The sequence below is a fragment of the Streptomyces stelliscabiei genome, from assembly GCF_014873495.1.
Classification (GTDB): Bacteria; Actinomycetota; Actinomycetes; order Streptomycetales; family Streptomycetaceae; genus Streptomyces; species Streptomyces bottropensis.
On record NZ_JADBGF010000001.1, the window covers coordinates 4,148,573 to 4,164,429 of the forward strand.

Here is a 15,857-nt window from a genome sequence, read left to right on the forward strand (position 1 = left end):
GGTCTGGAGGGAGCGGGTCCGGAGAGAGCGGGTCCGGAGGGAGCGGGTCCGGAGAGAGCGGGTCCGGCTGTCGGTCGTCTGCCGTCAGGAGAACAGCCGGCGCCAGGTCTCGGGGCCCGGATAGCCGTCCGCCGCGCCGCCCCGCCACCCCTGGGCCCGCTGGAACGCCTCCACGTTCCGCCGGTCTGACTCGCCCCAGCGCGACCCCGGGCCCGAGGTGTAGTACTTGCCGAATCCCTTCTTCACCAGCTGCTTCCCCAGCCGGGTGACGTACGCGTTGTCCGCGCCCGGCCGGAACATGCCACGCCCCGGATAGCCGAGGACGCCGTGCGAGGCGGGCGGCACGGGGGCCCTGGGAGCCATGGGGGCCCCTGGAGCCAGGGGTTCCCCGGCGATCCTCGGCGGGGCCGACTTTCCGGGGATCGCGGGCCGCTGCGGCGCGCCGGGCGGGGCGGGCCTTCCCAACGGGGTCCTGGAGGTGCCGGAGGTGCCAGTGGTGCCGGAGGTGCCGGGCGGGCGTGAAATCCCGGACGCTCCCAGCCTTCCCGACGGCCGGTGCACCACCGGCGGCTTGGGCGTCGCCGGCTTCCCGCTCGGGCCCGGGTTTCCGGCCGGCGGAATGTTCCGGCCCCGCCCGGTGACCAGATACGACCAGGTCAGGGGCCCCGGAATGCCGTCGGCGAAGTGGCCCGACCAGCCCTGCGCCCGCTGGAACGCCCGGGTGGCCCTACGGTCGGCGTCCGACCAGACCGGCCCCGGCCCGCCGGTGTAGAAGCGGGCCCCGCCGCGCTGCACCAGCATCTGCCCCAGCCGGGCCACGTACGTGTTCTGCGCGCCGGGCCCGAAGGCCTCGAGGCCCGGAAAGCGGTCCTCGCCGGACGGCCCGGCGGCCCCCTTCGCGCCCGGCGTCCGCGGTGCCTCCGGCGGTTCGGCGGACGTGCCGGTGCCCCCGGCGTCGTCCGTCCCGTCGTCCGGCCGCTCCGCGCCGTCGTCCGTGATCAGCCCCTTGTAGCGGTACGGCACATAGCGGGCGGCGTTGTCCCAGTACCCGTACGGGGTGGCCTGCCTGCGGGCGTACGGGCGGGCCGACTCGTAGGCGATGTAGCGGGTCTCCGCGTCGTCCGTCCAGCCGCCGAAAATGACGACGTGCGAGCCCTTCCGAGGGTCCTTCTGGTTATGGAAGAGCAGCATGTCGCCCGGCTCCAGCCGGTCCTTCGAAATGCGCTGCGCGAACTTGTCGAGGCTTCCCGTCCATTCGTTCCCGGGGAGGTTCCAGGCCATCGAGACGAACCCCGAGCAGTCCTGCCGATAACCGTCGGACCAGTACTCGCGCATGCTGTACGGCACCTCGGCCTCGATCCAGCTCTTGGCTCTCCTGATGATTTCGGCGCGGGTGGTGGGCGGCATCGTCACCTCCCTCGGCGGCTTCTCCCCGTCCGCCGGACGACCGCGGGGGCCGTGCAGCGGAGCCTTCTTACCCTGCGGGGTGTCAGGGCCCTCACCTGCGGGAACGACACCTGGGCGAGCCGGGCCATGGGCCGCCGCGACGGCCGGCACGACATGCCCCGCGCCGAGTGCGGCACCGGCGGCGGTGGCCACGACGAGGGCGTTCCTGACAGTTCTGGCCGCCGGGTGACTCGCATGGGCGTAGTGGGCCGCATAGGGCATGACCCGTCGCCAGTGGACACAGCCGGGGCATTCGCAATCGGTCCCGGGATCGATCTCCTCGAATACCGGAGTCCCCATACGATTCCCCTCGCGAACCGACCGAAGAATTGCACGCTTCTGCACGCCCGTCAGTTTCTCAACTGTCCTCCGGTGTCGCATGCTGACGGTCCAAATGATGTACACGCCCGCGCCGCGTCCGGTCGACACCGGCCGCGACGGAGTGACGGAGCCTCGGTGCCGCTCACTGTCGCCCGGAGTCCCCCGGTGCCGCCGGCCGGCGACCTCGGCGGGGCCTCGGGGGGACCTCGGAGGAGCCTCGGAGGGTCACCGACCGCAACCCGTGGGTGCGCCGAAAAAAGAAGAAACCTTTCAGCAATTCCCGGTTACCGGACGGTCCAGTAATGAATGGTTACCCGACGGTCCGGTAATTACGCGAAAGTGACTGCAGGGTAGCGTTTCGTTCATTGAGTCCGTTGACGACTGATCTTGACGCTCGGGCTCCGCCGGCTGCATGATCAGCGCTGCACCAGAGCCGTGTACCAAAGACCCCCCACCTTCTTTGGGAGCCGTAGAGCCACCCCCACCCACCCCCACCCGCACACGCGCAGAGCCACCCTTTTCGCGACCCCTTTTCGCGACCCCTTTTCGCGCCTTCTTCTCGCGACCCCTTTTCGCGTTTCCCTGCCCTTTTCCGGAGACGCTCAAGGGGTGCTTCGGCATGCCCGGGAATAGCTTTCTGACGCGATTTCAGAAGCCGCTCGAATAAGGTTCTTGAAGTCTTGACTTCACACCGCAAGGCGCTCCATATTGATGGCCGACCACCCCCCACCCTCGAATGCGGACCTCTTCGGAGGCCCGTTTCGCGGACCCCAAGGAGACATCAATGGCGATCGCACTCCCGTTCAGGCGCAAGGCGGTCCTGGCCGCTCTTGTGATCACAGCGGCGGCGGCCACCACGGTCACGCTGCCGGGCACGGCCGCGGCACAGTCGGGATCCCGCATCTGCGGGAACTACTGGGAGGCCCGTGCCAACGGCAAGACGGTCGGGATCATGGCCAAGGTGCTGGAGGTGCCCAAGGTCGACTTCGGCATCTGCCTGCGCGTCATCGACAAGACCAACAGCATCAACGGCCGGGAGCTGCCGGGCTACGGCAAGGTGACGTGGAACCCGCGCCAGCCCCTGCGGTCCTGGACCTGCGAGGACGCCGGCGACCTGTTCAACGACAAGTACGGCGAGGACCCGTGCCTGACCATGAACCGGGTGGACCTCATCGGCCAGGTGGCGAACCGCACGCCCGTCGAGTGGTCGCAGGTGTACTGACATGCGCGGCAGAACGATGTGGCATCGCGTCCTGATGTGCGGAGCGCTCGTCCTCGCGACGGTGGCCACGACCGAGGGCACGGCCAGTGCGGCCACCCAGTGCTTCGGCCAGAGCCATTCCGACGGCGCGCAGATCGTCCCCGGCACCGGCGGCGGCCAGGTCACCCGCTCGATCACCCGCCAGCGGGCGGCCAACACCTGGGACGACTGGATATGGCGCGGCACCGAATTCCAGTGCCCCCGAGGCCGGACCTGCGAATACGCGTGGGAGAAATCCAAGACGACCACGACCGGCTGGGCCATCGGCGGCGGCACCAATCTGGGCAACACCAGTTCTCCCTCCGGGAAGTGGTACAACGCCCTGATTCCACTGGTGGTCGGCTACCAGAAGACCACACAGATCAGGACCTCGTTCACCTGGACCGTCCATCTCAATGGCGGCGATATCGGCCAGCCCATTCAGGTAGCGGTTCGACGTTGGACCCAGGGCGATTTCTCCGGCGGCTGGGTACGGACGAACAGGGGTTGCCAGGGAGGCACCGTCTACGAATGGGACGGTGATATCAGGTTCGGCAGCTGGACCCGGAACGTATTCGAGAAGGAAAAGGTCGGCTACGCCGTCAACGGCCGTATGTGACCGCCCGCCTCCCGGCACGCTCGACATTCACGCGGTACATCATCCTCCAGGAAAGGACATGATCATGCCCGGTAAAGCGATGTGGCATCGCATGCTGATGTGCGGGGCTCTCGCCGTCGCCGCACTGGCCACGACCGAGGGCACGGCCAGTGCCGCCACCCAGTGCTTCAGCCAGAACTACTCCGACGGCGCGCAGATCGTCCCCGGCACCGGCGGCGGCCAGGTCACCCGCTCGATCACCCGCCAGCGGGCGGCCAACACCTGGGACGACTGGGTCTGGCGCGGCACCGAGTTCCAGTGCCCCCGGGGCCGGACCTGCGACTACGCGTGGTCGAAGTCGAAGACGACGAACACCGGCTGGGCGGTCGGCGGCGGTACCGATCTCGGTAACGCCAGCTCCCCCTCCAAGAAGTGGTACAACGTCGTCCTTCCGCTGGTCGGCGGCTATCAGAAGAACACCGAGATCAGCACCAACTTCACGTGGACCGTGCACCTCAACGGCGGTGACGTGGCCCAGCCCATTCAGGTCGCGGTCCGCCGCTGGACCCAGGGCGACTTCTCCGGCGGCTGGGTACGGACGAACCGCGGCTGCCAGGGCGGCACCACCTACGAATGGGACGGAAGCGCCCGTTTCGGCAGCTGGACCCGGAACGTGTTCGAGAAGGAAAAGGTCGGCTACGCCGTCAACGGCCGTATGTGACGCGGCAGTTCACTTACACATTCTTTTTCCGAGCCAAGGAGACACGCATGAGGATCAAGCTCGTGAAGCGGCGCACGGCGATGCTGGCCGCCGCCGGAATGGCGGCCGGGGCACTGTTCGCCCTCGCGGTCCCCGGCACGGCCGAGGCCCAGTCCGGCTCCCGTATCTGCGGGAACTACTGGACGGGCTACTACGACAACGGCCAGAAGGAAGTCACCTGGTCCCGGGTGATCGAGGTGCCCAAGAGCGATGGCGTCGCCTGTGACGTCGCCATCAACAGGACGGACCGGGTCGGCAACCCTCCGCAGGAGACCGTGAACCTCGGCGTGAGGTGGGGCTCGCGGCAGCGGCTGCAGAACGTGACCTGTGAGTGGTACTCCCAGGACGTCCTGAACTCCAGGCACGGGGACGACGTCTGCAACAGCATGCTGCGCGCGGACAACGTGTTCGAGGTCAGGAACCGGACGATCAGCCAGTTCTACGTCAAGGGCTGAGCACGCCGGCCGGTCGCCCGACTCCCCTGCCGGGAGCCGGGCGACCGGCCGTTTCCCGTCCGATGCGCCCGGGCGCAGGCGGTCAGGAGCACCCCCGCCCCTCCGCTAGACTTTTCCTCGCGCGCCGCTAGCTCAGTTGGTTAGAGCAGCTGACTCTTAATCAGCGGGTCCGGGGTTCGAGTCCCTGGCGGCGCACCACCTGGAGAGGCCCCTCGCGAGCGCGAGGGGCCTCTCCTTATGTGCGCCTATCCGCACGCGCACCCTCCCCTTCACGCCCCGACGGGTTCTCCGGCAATGCCCCCATGAGGGCGTTACGACCGGTAAGTACCGAAGACGCGCCCGCACTAAAACACATGACGTAGGCGCTCAGGAACAAAAGATGCCGAGGGGGCATCAATGCAACCGGATGGCCGCCGTCCCGTGTCTCCATGGTGTAGATCACATGGTGACGATGACGCACTGATGTGTCCGTAACGGTCGAGGGGGACCGATTCGGATGAAAGACCGACGAACACACACTCGATGTGTGTGCGGGGGGAATGACTCATGACGTCGACGCCGACGGGCGCCCGGCACAGCAACGATCCATCCGAAACGACCCGGCCCAAGATGCCGTCGCACCGGACCGGAGCATTCCGCAAGCTGCGCAAGAACCTTCCCAGATACGACTACGAGCACTACAGCCGCCTCGCGGGACCACTCACCCAGCCCGATCCGACCAAGCCCTACACGGTGCAGTACCGCTCCCTGATCTCGCAGGAGCCGCACCGCCTGCGGGTCGCCCTGATGCTGGCAGCGGCGCCGCTGCTCTCCCTGGTCCTGCTCGGCTGGCTGCTGCAGCAGGAACACTGGACCAAGCGCGACTACGTCGAGTACGACTTCCTGCCCGCCCTCGACATGGTCATGCTGGTCTCGATCGGCCTGATCGAGTTCTTCCGCTGCATGAACGTCCTGTCCAACGCGCACGCCACCCTGGTCGCCCGCGACCCGATCCCGGTGGTGCCCGAGACCGGCACCAGAGTCGCCTTCCTCACCTCCTTCGTGCCCGGCAAGGAGCCACTGGAGATGGTGACGAAGACCCTGGAGGCCGCGGTGCGGCTGCGCCACCGCGGGCTGCTGCACGTGTGGCTGCTCGACGAGGGCGACGACCCCGCCGTGAAGGCGGTCTGCGCGCGCCTCGGCGTGCACCACTTCTCCCGCAAGGGCATCGCGAAGTGGAACCAGCCGAAGGGCCCGCACCGCGCCAAGACCAAGCACGGCAACTACAACGCCTGGCTGGACGCCCACGGCGACGACTACGACTTCTTCGCCTCGGTCGACACCGACCACATCCCGCTGCCCAACTACCTGGAGCGGATGCTCGGTTTCTTCCGCGACCCGAACATCGGCTTCGTGATCGGCCCGCAGGTGTACGGCAACTACGACAACTTCGTCACCAAGGCCGCCGAGTCCCAGCAGTTCCTGTTCCACGCGCTGATCCAGCGCGCCGGCAACCGGTACGGCGCCCCCATGTTCGTCGGCACCTCCAACGCCGTGCGGATCAGGGCGCTCAAGCAGATCGGCGGGCTCTACGACTCCATCACCGAGGACATGGCGACCGGCTTCGAGATCCACCGGCACAAGAACCCGGCCACGGGCAGGAAGTGGCGCTCGGTCTACACGCCGGACGTGCTCGCGGTGGGCGAGGGACCCAGCGCCTGGACGGACTTCTTCACCCAGCAGATGCGCTGGTCGCGGGGCACCTACGAGACGATTCTCAAGCAGTACTGGAAGGGCTGGTACTCGCTGCCGCCGAGCAAGCTGTTCAACTACACGATGATGATCATCTTCTACCCGATGTCCGCCCTCAACTGGATCCTGGCGGCGCTGAGTTGCGCCCTGTTCCTGGGCCTGGGCGCCTCGGGCGTGAACATCGATCCGACCGTGTGGCTGATGCTCTACGGCAACGCCTCGGCGCTCCAGATAGGCCTGTACGTCTGGAACCGCCGGCACAACGTCTCCCCGCACGAGCCGGAGGGCTCCGGAGGTGTGGCCGGCATGGTGATGTCCGCGCTGTCCGCGCCGCTCTACGCGAAGGCACTGATCGACTCGGCCCTGCGCCGCAAGAGCAAGTTCGTGGTCACGCCCAAGGGCGACTCGGCGAGCCCCGACCGATGGTTCGGCACCTTCCGGTACCACTGGTACTTCATCCTCATCTTCGGGGCCTCGATCGCCGCCGGTTTCGTCTTCGGCAACTCGCACCCCGCGATGATCATCTGGGCCACCTTCGCCATGATGATCACCGCTCTTCCCATCGTCGCCTGGCGCTACATGCTGCGGCAGGACAGGAAGAAGGCCTCCGCGTCCGCCGAGCTGCGGGGTTCGATGGTGGCACCGCCCGAGGCGGCGCCCGCGCCCTTCGCGCCACAGCCCGCACCACACGCCCCACCCGCACCCCACGCTCCCCATCACAAGCCGAGCTGGGCCGCGTCCGGGTCAGGCAGCGGGGGTAGCGAGCAGACCATGCAGATCGCCCTGGGCGGACTGGGGGGACGTAAGGAATGAAGGACCGTGCAGGCCGCCGCCGCGCCCGTCGCCTCGCGATCGGCGGGGCGGTGGTCCTCGCGCTCGCGGGGACGAACGGGCCCTGGGTGTACCGCTTCAGTACGGAGAAGTACCACGAGTACAAGATCAACAGGCCGGAGTACAAGGCCGCCAACGGGCAGTGGAAGGTCGTCGAGTTCCCGCCGGAGTACCGGCAGAACACGATCCACGCCGCGCTTCTGCACACCGGCAAGATCCTGCTGATCGCGGGCTCCGGGAACGACGCCGACAACTTCGACAAGAAGAAGTTCGACACCCGCGTCTGGGACCCGGTCAAGCAGACGATCAAGCGGGTGCCGACCCCGGCCGACCTGTTCTGCACGGGGCACACCCAGCTGTCCAACGGCAATCTGCTGATCGCGGGCGGCACCAAGCGCTACGAGAAGCTGAAGGGTGACGTCACCAAGGCCGGTGGGCTGATGATCATCCACAACGAGAACCCCGACAAACGGATGAGGATCGAGGCGGGGACCCGGTTCGTCGGCAAGGAGAACGGCAGGACGTTCGTCCTCAAGGACACCGTCGACATCAAGAAGGCCGTCAAGACCTTCGATCCGGACACCGGGAAGTTCACCGGCAACAAGCCGGGAATCGCGCGCGCCTACGTCGAGGCCGAGCGGCGCGGCAAGAGGTACGAGACCGGTACGGAGGACAACTACCGGGTCGTGGGCCTGAAGGGCGAGGACGCGCGGAACACGTACGGCATCGCGCAGAAGCTCGCTCTCGACAAGAAGGACTTCCAGGGGATCAGGGACGCCTACGAGTTCGACCCGGTCGCCGAGAAGTACATCAAGGTCGACCCGATGAACGAGGCCCGCTGGTACCCGACGCTCACGACGCTGTCGGACGGCACCGTGCTGTCGCTGTCCGGCCTCGACGAGATCGGTCAGCTCGTGCCGGGCAAGAACGAGACCTACGACCCCAGGACGAAGAAGTGGACGTACACGAAGGGCGTCCAGCAGTTCCCGACGTACCCGGCGATCTCCCTGATGCAGAACGGCAAGCTGTTCTACTCGGGAGCGAACGCGGGGTACGGGCCGGACGACATCGGGCGCGACCCGGGTGTCTGGGACCTGAGGACCAACACGTTCACGAAGCTGCCCGGCATGAGCGACGGGAAGCTGCTGGAAACCGCCGGGACCGTGCTGCTGCCTCCGGCGCAGGACGAGAAGTACATGGTCATCGGGGGTGGCGGGGTCGGTGAGTCGGAGCGGTCCAGCAAGCGGACCCGGCTGATCGACCTGCTGGCCGACGAGCCGAGGTTCGTGGACGGGCCGGAGATGGCGAAGGGCACGCGGTATCCGCAGGCCTCGATCCTGCCCGACGACACGGTGCTCATCTCCGGGGGCTCGGAGGACTATCGCGGGCGCGGCGACTCCAACATCCTGGAGGCGCGGCTGTACGACGCGAGGACGGGCGGGATGCGGCGGGTGGCCGACCCGCTGGTCGGCCGGAACTACCACTCCGGGTCGATCCTGCTGCCGGACGGGCGGGTCGTCTTCTTCGGGTCGGACTCCCTGTACGCCGACAAGGCCAACACCAAGCCGGGGGAGTTCGAGCAGCGGATCGAGATCTACACGCCGCCGTATCTGTTCCGGGACGCACGGCCGACGCTGACGGGTGGGCCGAAGACGGTCGCGCGCGGCGGGACGGCGACGTTCGGTGCGCGGGACGCCTCGTCGGTCAGGTCGGCCCGGTTGATCCGGCCGAGTGCGTCGACGCATGTGACGGACGTGGACCAGAAGTCGATCGAGGTGGACTTCGTGGCGGACGGCGACCGGATCACGGTGACCGTGCCGAAGAACCGGAATCTGGTGCAGTCGGGGTGGTACATGCTGTTCGTGACGGACGAGGCGGGGACGCCGAGCGCCGCGCGGTGGGTGAAGGTGCCGTAGGGGTTGGTCGGGGGTTGGTCCTGGGGTCGTTTCCGGGTGCGGGGGCGTGGGGGCGGGTCGCGCGGTTCCCCGCGCCCCTGAAATTCAGGGGCGCGGGGAACCGCGCGACCCGCCCCCACCGGACCGTCAGTCGGACGGCTTGGTCTCAGTCGGACGCCTTCGCCAAGGCCAGCGCGTACTCCGGCCACCACTCCCCCGCCTTGGGCCCGCCCTTGCACTCGCCGTCGGACTCACCGGGGCGCTTCACCCACAGAAACGCGTCCACCAGTTCGTCCGGGGTCTTGGTCGTAGGGGTCTCCCCGAGGGCCCGCCCCGGGGGGTTGCACCAGCGTTCGTCCTCGTCGCCCTCGGTCCAGGGGCCGTTGCCGTTGCGGCTGGTGTCGATCACGAACGGCTTGTCGCCGATCTTCGAGGAGAGCTGCCTGCCGTACTCGATGGAGTCCTCGGTGGTGTAGAAGTTCGAGACGTTGACGGCGAAGCCGTCCGCCTGCTCGACCCCGGCCCACTTGAGGGGGTCGTAGATCTCCTCGGGGTCACCCCACCCGGCGTTGCCCGCGTCCAGGTACACCTTCGTGTTCTTCAGCGCGCCGAGCCTCTCGACCGCGCCTTTCAGCAGGTCGTACCGCTCGCCGTGGAACTCCTCCGGGGTGCAGCCGTCCACCACGTGGAGCACCGCGTCGGGCTCCAGGACGACCGTGGCCGCCCGGTCCCCGATGCCCCGGGCCACGCCGTCGATCCACGCCCGGTACGCGTCGCCGTCGGCCGCGCCGCCGCCGGAGTACTGGCCGCAGTCGCGGTGCGGGATGTTGTAGAGGACGAGGACGGTGTCCCGGTCCGCCTCCTTCGCGGCCTCGGTGAAGCCTCTGGCCTCCCGCTCCGGGTTCTCGGGGCCGATCCACTCGCCGGTGGGCTGCTCGGCGATCATGCGGATCAGCTGGGCGTCCTCGTCCTTGCCCGCCTTCTCGTAGGCGGCGACCTGGGCCGCCGCGTTCCCCCGCGGATTGACCCAGAACGGGTCCGTGCCGCTTGGCTGTTGGGTGATGCCGGATCCGGAGGCGCGGTTCTTCTCGCCGTCGCCGTCGTCTCCCCCGAAGCAGCCGGCGAGCGATAACGCCGCCACCACCGCCACGGACGCCCGAACCCCGGCCCCCCTACTGCCGTACATCCAACTCCCCCTTGGGTGCACCGTGTCGTAAGCCCCAATCCTGGCATAAATCCCGCCTCGCCCACGAGGTCGTCACGGCCTTGGCCAGGTGCTGTCGACTCCTGATCACGATGGTGGGGCGACACGTCCGGACAGGGGCGGAAACCGCTCGTACGGCCCCGCGGAGCACCGACCGGAGTGCGGGCTTCCGCCGCAACTCCTCATCCGTGCCGCGATTATGACGCCCAGTCACGGGCGCCGTTCCGGCAGCGGCCGACCTCTGGCCGGTGGCGCCCACGCGCTCTAGAGTCGGGAGGGATACGGCCCCGGCCTCGGCCTCTCGTGGCCCCGGGGCCGCCGCGTCGCGAACCTCCCGTGTCGGCGCCGGGTCACTCCCGCAGCCCGGCGCCCACGGTCGAGGACCGGCCCGGCCGACGGCCCCGGGGGGAGCGGGTCGTCGACCGGGCCAGGTGCCCGCTCAAGGTCCCGTGCCGCTCAGGTACGCGGAGACGACGACGTTCGCCGTGTAGGTGCGGGTCGTCTTGTCGAAGGTGCCGCCGCAGGTGACGAGACGGAGTTCGGCGCGCCCCGACTGCCGTACGCCGTAGGCCCGTTCGGCGTCGAAGTCGTCGCGGCCGATGACCTGGACGTCGTCCACGGTGAACTCGGCGATCCTGCCGTCGCTGCGGGTGACCCGGATCTTCTCGCCGATGCTCAGCGCGCTCAGCTTGTAAAAGACGGCGGGCCGGGTCTCGGTGTCGACGTGTCCGACGAACAGCGCGGCGCCCGTCGCCCCCGGCCGCGCACCGCCCGCGTACCAGCCGACGACGCCCGGCTGACCGTAGGAGGGCGGTTCGATCGCCCCGTCGCGGTCGAGGCCGCGCGCCACGACCGGCGCCTGTACGCCCATCGCGGGGATGTCCAGCCGCTGCGGCCGCGCGTCTCGCAACGGCTGTGCGGCGGGCGGCAGTTCGGCCTGGGCGGGGCGCCCGACCGCCGCGACGTCTCCGGTGGTGGGCGCGGACTCGCCCGCACGAACGTCGGTGATCTCGCGGCCCCACAGCCACAGACCGAGCAGCAACACGGCCCAGGCGACACCGGCGACGACGCGGCCGGTGCCGCCGCCCGACCGGCTTCCGGCGATCGCCCCGAGCGTGCTCCCGTCGTCGGAGTAGTCCCGTTTCGACACGGTGACCCCTACTCCGTACCGCGGCCGTGGCCGTGACTGCGGCTGCGGCGCGCGCCCCGCGCCACGACCACCGCCGCCGCGACCCCGGCGAGGACCAGGCCGACCACCGCGTGGCGGGCGCCGGGACCGGCGTGCCGGGCGTCGTCCATGGAGCTGGCCGGGTCGGCCGAGCCCCGCGCGTCCACCGGACCGGCCGCCGCGAGCCGTTCCGCGGCTCCGCCGCCGCCCGCGCGCACGGGGGCGACCGGGGAGGCCGGGGACATGGGCCGCCGGGGGGACTCGGACTCGGTGCCCGGCGGCCGAGGGGCCGAGGGGCCGGCGGCCTCGGGCCTGCCGTGACCGATCTTGACGGTCCCCCTGATCCGGTCCGCGGCCACTTCGCCGGCGCAGGTGAGCCGCACCTCGTAGGTGCCGGGTTCGAGCGAGGACCGTACGCGGGTCTCTCCGGCGAGCGTGCCGAAGCCCTCGGCGCCGGTCCGGGTGAGCAGCGCGTCCGCGACGAACGCCTCCGAGACGGCCGTCGCGGTCTTCCCCCCGCAGCCCGTGGCCCGCACCCGGATGTCGCTGCCGGGGGACGGCGAGGCCGGTACCACCGAGACGTTTCCCGGGTCGGCCGCGAGGGCCGGGGGTGCCGACGCGGTCAGTGCGGCGGCGACCACCGCACCGGCACAGAGAGTGACTCGTGGTGAGCCCATGGTGAACCTCCAGACACCCTGAGACTCCCCCACCGCCCGCCGGGCCGCACCCGGGGAGGGGCCGCGACTGCTCCGTCCGGGTGTCGGGGGGTTTATCCGGTGGCGGGAGTCGTGTTCAGGTGGCGGGAGTCGTGTTCAGGTGGCAGGAGTCGTCTTCAGGTGGCCGGAATCGCGTTCAGATGCGGTCGACCAGGTCCGCGATCGAGTTCACGACCTTCGACGGGCGGTACGGGAACTTCTCGATCTGCTCCGGGGTCGTCAGGCCGGTGAGGACGAGGTAGGTCTGCATCCCGGCCTCGATGCCCGCGAGGACGTCGGTGTCCATGCGGTCGCCGATCATCGCGCTGGTCTCGGAGTGCGCGCCGATCGTGTTCAGGCCGGTGCGCATCATCAGGGGGTTGGGCTTGCCCGCGAAGTACGGCTTCTTCCCGGTCGCCTTGGTGATCAGCGCGGCCACGGCTCCGGTCGCGGGCAGCGCGCCCTCGGCGGAGGGGCCGGTCTCGTCCGGGTTGGTGGCGATGAACCGGGCGCCGTCGTTGATCAGCCGGACCGCCTTCGTCATGGCCTCGAAGGAGTACGTGCGGGTCTCGCCGAGGACCACGTAGTCGGGCTCGTGGTCGGTGAGGACGTACCCGATGTCGTGCAGCGCGGTCGTCAGTCCGGCCTCGCCGATGACGTACGCCGTACCGCCGGGCCGCTGGTCGTCCAGGAACTGGGCGGTCGCGAGGGCGGAGGTCCAGATGTTCTCCACGGGCACGTCCAGGCCCATGCGGGACAGACGGGCGTGCAGGTCGCGCGGGGTGTAGATCGAGTTGTTGGTGAGCACCAGGAAGGGGCGCCCGGACTCGCGCAGCTTCTTGATGAAGGCATCGGCGCCGGGGATCGGCACGCCCTCGTGGATGAGCACACCGTCCATGTCGGTGAGCCACGACTCGATGGGCTTGCGCTCTGCCATGTGCGATCTCCTGCCGACCTGTGCTGATTCCCGCGTACGTCCATGCGTTCCGGGCCCGCCCCAACCCTAGTGAGGCCTGGCCGAAAAGAGGAGGCCGATCTTGGCCGCTGAGACCGTCCTCATCAGGTCAGCGGGGGTGTGTACGGGTCTCAGGCGTCGAGCCGCGTCCCGGAGTCAGCCGGCCCGCCGGCGGACCGCCGCGACCAGCAGCCCGCCGACGGACAGGAGCAGCAGTCCGGTCACGTACGGCAGCGCCGCGCGGACACCCGACGCGGCCAGCTCGTCCGGGCGCTCCTCGGGGTACGGCCTCGGCTCGCCGCGTACGACGCCGCCGCCCTCCTTCGCGGTCCCGCCGCCGTCCCGGCCGTTGCGCTCCTTGCCGTGCTCGTTCCCCTCCTCGTTCTCCTGCTCGCTCCCGTCCTCCTCCTCGCCGCCGGTGATCCGGAAGCGGTAGTCGCCGGACTCCCCCACCCACTCGCTGTCGTCGCCGCGCCGCTCGACCACGGCCGCGTTGGCCACGACGTCGTTCGGTACGACCGCGTCGGAGGTGACGGAGAGGCGGACCCGGACGGTGAGGGTGCGGCCCGCGGGCACGGTGAAGCCGGTTCCGTCTCCGCCGAGGACCCCGACCAGTTCGTCGGAGTCGGTCCGCTCGAAGGTCACCGGCCGGGGGGCCGTGTCCTCGGCGTCCGCGTAGTACTCCAGCTGCGGCTGCGTCCGCTTCAGCGTGCGCGCGGCGTCCACCAGCACGACCACCGGGTGGATGTTCCCGCAGGTCCGGGTGGTGGTGTTGGTCAACTCCAGCGCCCAGTCGTGGAAGCCGCCGCCGGCGACATAGGTGGCGGGCCCGCCGCGGATCCGGGTCCGGAGGGGAAAGGCTCCCCTGTCGGCACCGGCACACGTGGGCCGCCGGTCGTCCAGCACCGCGCGCGCGGGCCCACCGGGAGCGGGGACACTGCCGAGCGCCACCGCGGGACCGCTGACGAGGGCGGCTGCGCCGGCAAGAACAAGAGCGGTCAGACAGATAGACGGTCGCATGAACACATGACCATGCCATCTACTTGCGCGGGGGAGCGCCGCCACGCCTTGGGGCGATGAGGTTCGGGGCCAAGTCCGCTCGATCAGCGGAGTAGAAGGGGGAAGCCCGCAATGCCGCTGGGCGCCGCCCGTGGCTCACGGCAGCACCGGCTTTCAGGGGCGTGAGGCCCTGCGCGGGAACCTGCGCGAGGCCTACGCGGAAACCTGCGCGAGGCCTACGCGGAAACCTCCGCGGGCAACTGCACCCAACCCGCACTCACCCGCCCACCAGGCCCCCGCCCACCCCTCACCTCACCTCACCCGTCCTCCCGCCCGAACAGCGGCGCCAGCAGGAGCTGAGCCGCCCCCTCCGCAACCGCGGACGTCCCACCCCCCACCACCCGAACCGGAACCGCCGGATCCTCCCCCTGCCGCCGAGCCCACTCGTCGAGCACGAACCCCACCCCCCGCACGAACGCGTCGGGCCACGCCTCGACCGTGCGCCCGCCCAGCAGCACCAGCTCGATGTCGAGCAGCCCCACGAGATTCGCGACCCCCGCACCGAGCACCCGCGCGGCCTCGTCCACGTCCCCGCGCCCCACCGCCGCGAGGCACAGCGCCTCGATGCACCCCCGGTTCCCGCACTCGCACAGCGGCCCGTCCAGCTGGACGACCTGGTGCCCGAACTCACCGGCCCGGGTCCGCGCCCCCCGATGCACCGTCCCGTCGATCACGAGCCCCGCCCCCAGCCCCGTACCGAGGTGCAGATAGGCGAAGGACCCGTGCGCCCCGGCGGTCGCCGCGAGCCCCAGCGCCGCCGCGTTGGTGTCCTTGTCCACCACCACCGGCATCCCCAGCCGCCGCACCAGCGCCGCTCGCAGCGGGAACCCGTCCCACTCCGGGAACCCGGTGACCCGGTGCAGCACGCCGTGCAGATGGTCGAGGGGGCCGGGCAGGGCGACGCCGACGCCGAGCACAGGCAGGAGTGAGGAGCCGTGGGCATCGCCGTCGGGGTCCTTCGACGCCGCCGGACGCCCCTCGCTCGCCCGCGCCAGCAGCGCCTCCACCTCACGGGCCGCGCCCTCGACCACGGCGTCCGCCCCGGCCCCGAGGTTCAGCTCCGCCCGCCGCTCCCCGACCACCGTGCCGGTCAGGTCGCACAGGACGGCCGTCAGCTCGTCGCGGTCGAGGTGGAGACCGACCGCGTGCCCGGCGTCGGGCACGAGCCGCAGCACGGTACGCGGCTTGCCCCCGGTGGAGGCCCGGTACCCCGCCTCCGTCAGCAGCCCGTCCGCCCGCAGCCGGGCGGTGATCTTGCTGACCGCCTGAGGGGTGAGCCCCGTCCGCTCGGCCAGCTCCAGCCGGCTTATCCCGGCCGTCCCGGCGCCACGCAGCAGGTCCAGGACCAGCGCGCCGTTGTGGCTGCGCAGGGCGAGCAGATTCACACCGGTCACCCCTGGGGGACGGCCCCCGTTGCCCAGGCCGCCGCCCGCACCACCACCGTTGCCGATCCCGTTGCCGATCCCGTTGCCGTTCACCCTTCCATTGTCCCTCGCGCT

Annotated in this window: 13 protein-coding genes and 1 tRNA gene; 7 read left to right on the forward strand and 7 right to left on the reverse strand. The window is 70.0% G+C overall.

The annotated features are described in order from the left end of the window. Positions 1-84 precede the first annotated feature (84 nt). A complete protein-coding gene (locus H4687_RS18330) occupies positions 85-1,746 on the reverse strand; it encodes a peptidoglycan-binding protein (protein ID WP_046920105.1) in 1,662 nt (553 codons plus the stop codon). 805 nt (positions 1,747-2,551) lie between these two features. Here H4687_RS18330 and H4687_RS18335 point away from each other — a divergent pair. The 7 genes from H4687_RS18335 (at position 2,552) to H4687_RS18365 (ending at position 9,298) form a co-directional block, all read left to right on the forward strand. Further along, positions 2,552-2,989: a hypothetical protein gene (locus H4687_RS18335; RefSeq protein WP_046919523.1), complete on the forward strand. Its 438-nt coding sequence runs from the start codon at positions 2,552-2,554 to the stop codon at positions 2,987-2,989. A gap of 1 nt (position 2,990) precedes the next feature. Then, complete coding sequence (locus H4687_RS18340) at positions 2,991-3,626, forward strand: hypothetical protein (RefSeq protein ID WP_046919524.1); 636 nt, start codon at positions 2,991-2,993, stop codon at positions 3,624-3,626. Between the two features lie 58 nt (positions 3,627-3,684). Then, positions 3,685-4,326, forward strand: a complete 642-nt coding sequence (locus H4687_RS18345) for a hypothetical protein (protein WP_097250094.1) — start codon at positions 3,685-3,687, stop codon at positions 4,324-4,326. A gap of 47 nt (positions 4,327-4,373) precedes the next feature. After that, a complete protein-coding gene (locus H4687_RS18350) occupies positions 4,374-4,820 on the forward strand; it encodes a hypothetical protein (protein ID WP_046919525.1) in 447 nt (148 codons plus the stop codon). Positions 4,821-4,941: 121 nt separating this feature from the next. After that, positions 4,942-5,018 (forward strand) — tRNA-Lys (locus tag H4687_RS18355). Between the two features lie 348 nt (positions 5,019-5,366). Continuing rightward, positions 5,367-7,364, forward strand: a complete 1,998-nt coding sequence (locus tag H4687_RS18360; protein WP_046919526.1) for a glycosyltransferase family 2 protein — start codon at positions 5,367-5,369, stop codon at positions 7,362-7,364. Then, a complete protein-coding gene (locus tag H4687_RS18365; protein WP_046919527.1) occupies positions 7,361-9,298 on the forward strand; it encodes a radical copper oxidase GlxA in 1,938 nt (645 codons plus the stop codon). Before H4687_RS18360 ends, H4687_RS18365 begins: the two co-directional genes overlap by 4 nt. A 145-nt stretch (positions 9,299-9,443) precedes the next feature. Here the strand turns inward: H4687_RS18365 and H4687_RS18370 are convergent, their stop codons facing one another. From H4687_RS18370 to H4687_RS18395, 6 genes are all read right to left on the reverse strand, one after another. After that, positions 9,444-10,463 carry a glycoside hydrolase family 6 protein gene (locus H4687_RS18370; RefSeq protein ID WP_107082391.1) on the reverse strand — a complete coding sequence of 340 codons (1,020 nt, stop codon included), beginning with the start codon at positions 10,461-10,463 and terminating at the stop codon, positions 9,444-9,446. A gap of 457 nt (positions 10,464-10,920) precedes the next feature. After that, complete coding sequence (locus H4687_RS18375; RefSeq protein WP_046918765.1) at positions 10,921-11,631, reverse strand: class F sortase; 711 nt, start codon at positions 11,629-11,631, stop codon at positions 10,921-10,923. An 8-nt stretch (positions 11,632-11,639) separates the two neighbouring features. Further along, positions 11,640-12,326, reverse strand: coding sequence for a hypothetical protein (locus H4687_RS18380; protein ID WP_046918766.1), 687 nt, complete (start codon positions 12,324-12,326; stop codon positions 11,640-11,642). A gap of 175 nt (positions 12,327-12,501) precedes the next feature. Beyond that, a complete protein-coding gene (locus H4687_RS18385) occupies positions 12,502-13,281 on the reverse strand; it encodes an HAD-IIA family hydrolase (protein ID WP_005486608.1) in 780 nt (259 codons plus the stop codon). A gap of 174 nt (positions 13,282-13,455) precedes the next feature. Next, the gene (locus H4687_RS18390; protein WP_063778560.1) at positions 13,456-14,319 is read right to left on the reverse strand and encodes a hypothetical protein; all 864 of its coding nucleotides are present in this window, start codon (positions 14,317-14,319) and stop codon (positions 13,456-13,458) included. A 296-nt stretch (positions 14,320-14,615) separates the two neighbouring features. Then, the gene (locus tag H4687_RS18395; protein ID WP_404819282.1) at positions 14,616-15,836 is read right to left on the reverse strand and encodes an ROK family transcriptional regulator; all 1,221 of its coding nucleotides are present in this window, start codon (positions 15,834-15,836) and stop codon (positions 14,616-14,618) included. Positions 15,837-15,857: the final 21 nt, after the last annotated feature.

What these genes read in the sequence shown, in the direction of transcription:
- H4687_RS18330 (WP_046920105.1), bottom strand. Translation starts at nt 1,746, where the DNA reads ATGGGGACTCCGGTATTCGAGGAGATCGATCCCGGGACCGATTGCGAA.
- H4687_RS18335 (WP_046919523.1), top strand. Translation starts at nt 2,552, where the DNA reads ATGGCGATCGCACTCCCGTTCAGGCGCAAGGCGGTCCTGGCCGCTCTT.
- H4687_RS18340 (WP_046919524.1), top strand. Translation starts at nt 2,991, where the DNA reads ATGCGCGGCAGAACGATGTGGCATCGCGTCCTGATGTGCGGAGCGCTC.
- H4687_RS18345 (WP_097250094.1), top strand. Translation starts at nt 3,685, where the DNA reads ATGATCATGCCCGGTAAAGCGATGTGGCATCGCATGCTGATGTGCGGG.
- H4687_RS18350 (WP_046919525.1), top strand. Translation starts at nt 4,374, where the DNA reads ATGAGGATCAAGCTCGTGAAGCGGCGCACGGCGATGCTGGCCGCCGCC.
- H4687_RS18360 (WP_046919526.1), top strand. Translation starts at nt 5,367, where the DNA reads ATGACGTCGACGCCGACGGGCGCCCGGCACAGCAACGATCCATCCGAA.
- H4687_RS18365 (WP_046919527.1), top strand. Translation starts at nt 7,361, where the DNA reads ATGAAGGACCGTGCAGGCCGCCGCCGCGCCCGTCGCCTCGCGATCGGC.
- H4687_RS18370 (WP_107082391.1), bottom strand. Translation starts at nt 10,463, where the DNA reads ATGTACGGCAGTAGGGGGGCCGGGGTTCGGGCGTCCGTGGCGGTGGTG.
- H4687_RS18380 (WP_046918766.1), bottom strand. Translation starts at nt 12,326, where the DNA reads ATGGGCTCACCACGAGTCACTCTCTGTGCCGGTGCGGTGGTCGCCGCC.
- H4687_RS18385 (WP_005486608.1), bottom strand. Translation starts at nt 13,281, where the DNA reads ATGGCAGAGCGCAAGCCCATCGAGTCGTGGCTCACCGACATGGACGGT.
- H4687_RS18390 (WP_063778560.1), bottom strand. Translation starts at nt 14,319, where the DNA reads ATGCGACCGTCTATCTGTCTGACCGCTCTTGTTCTTGCCGGCGCAGCC.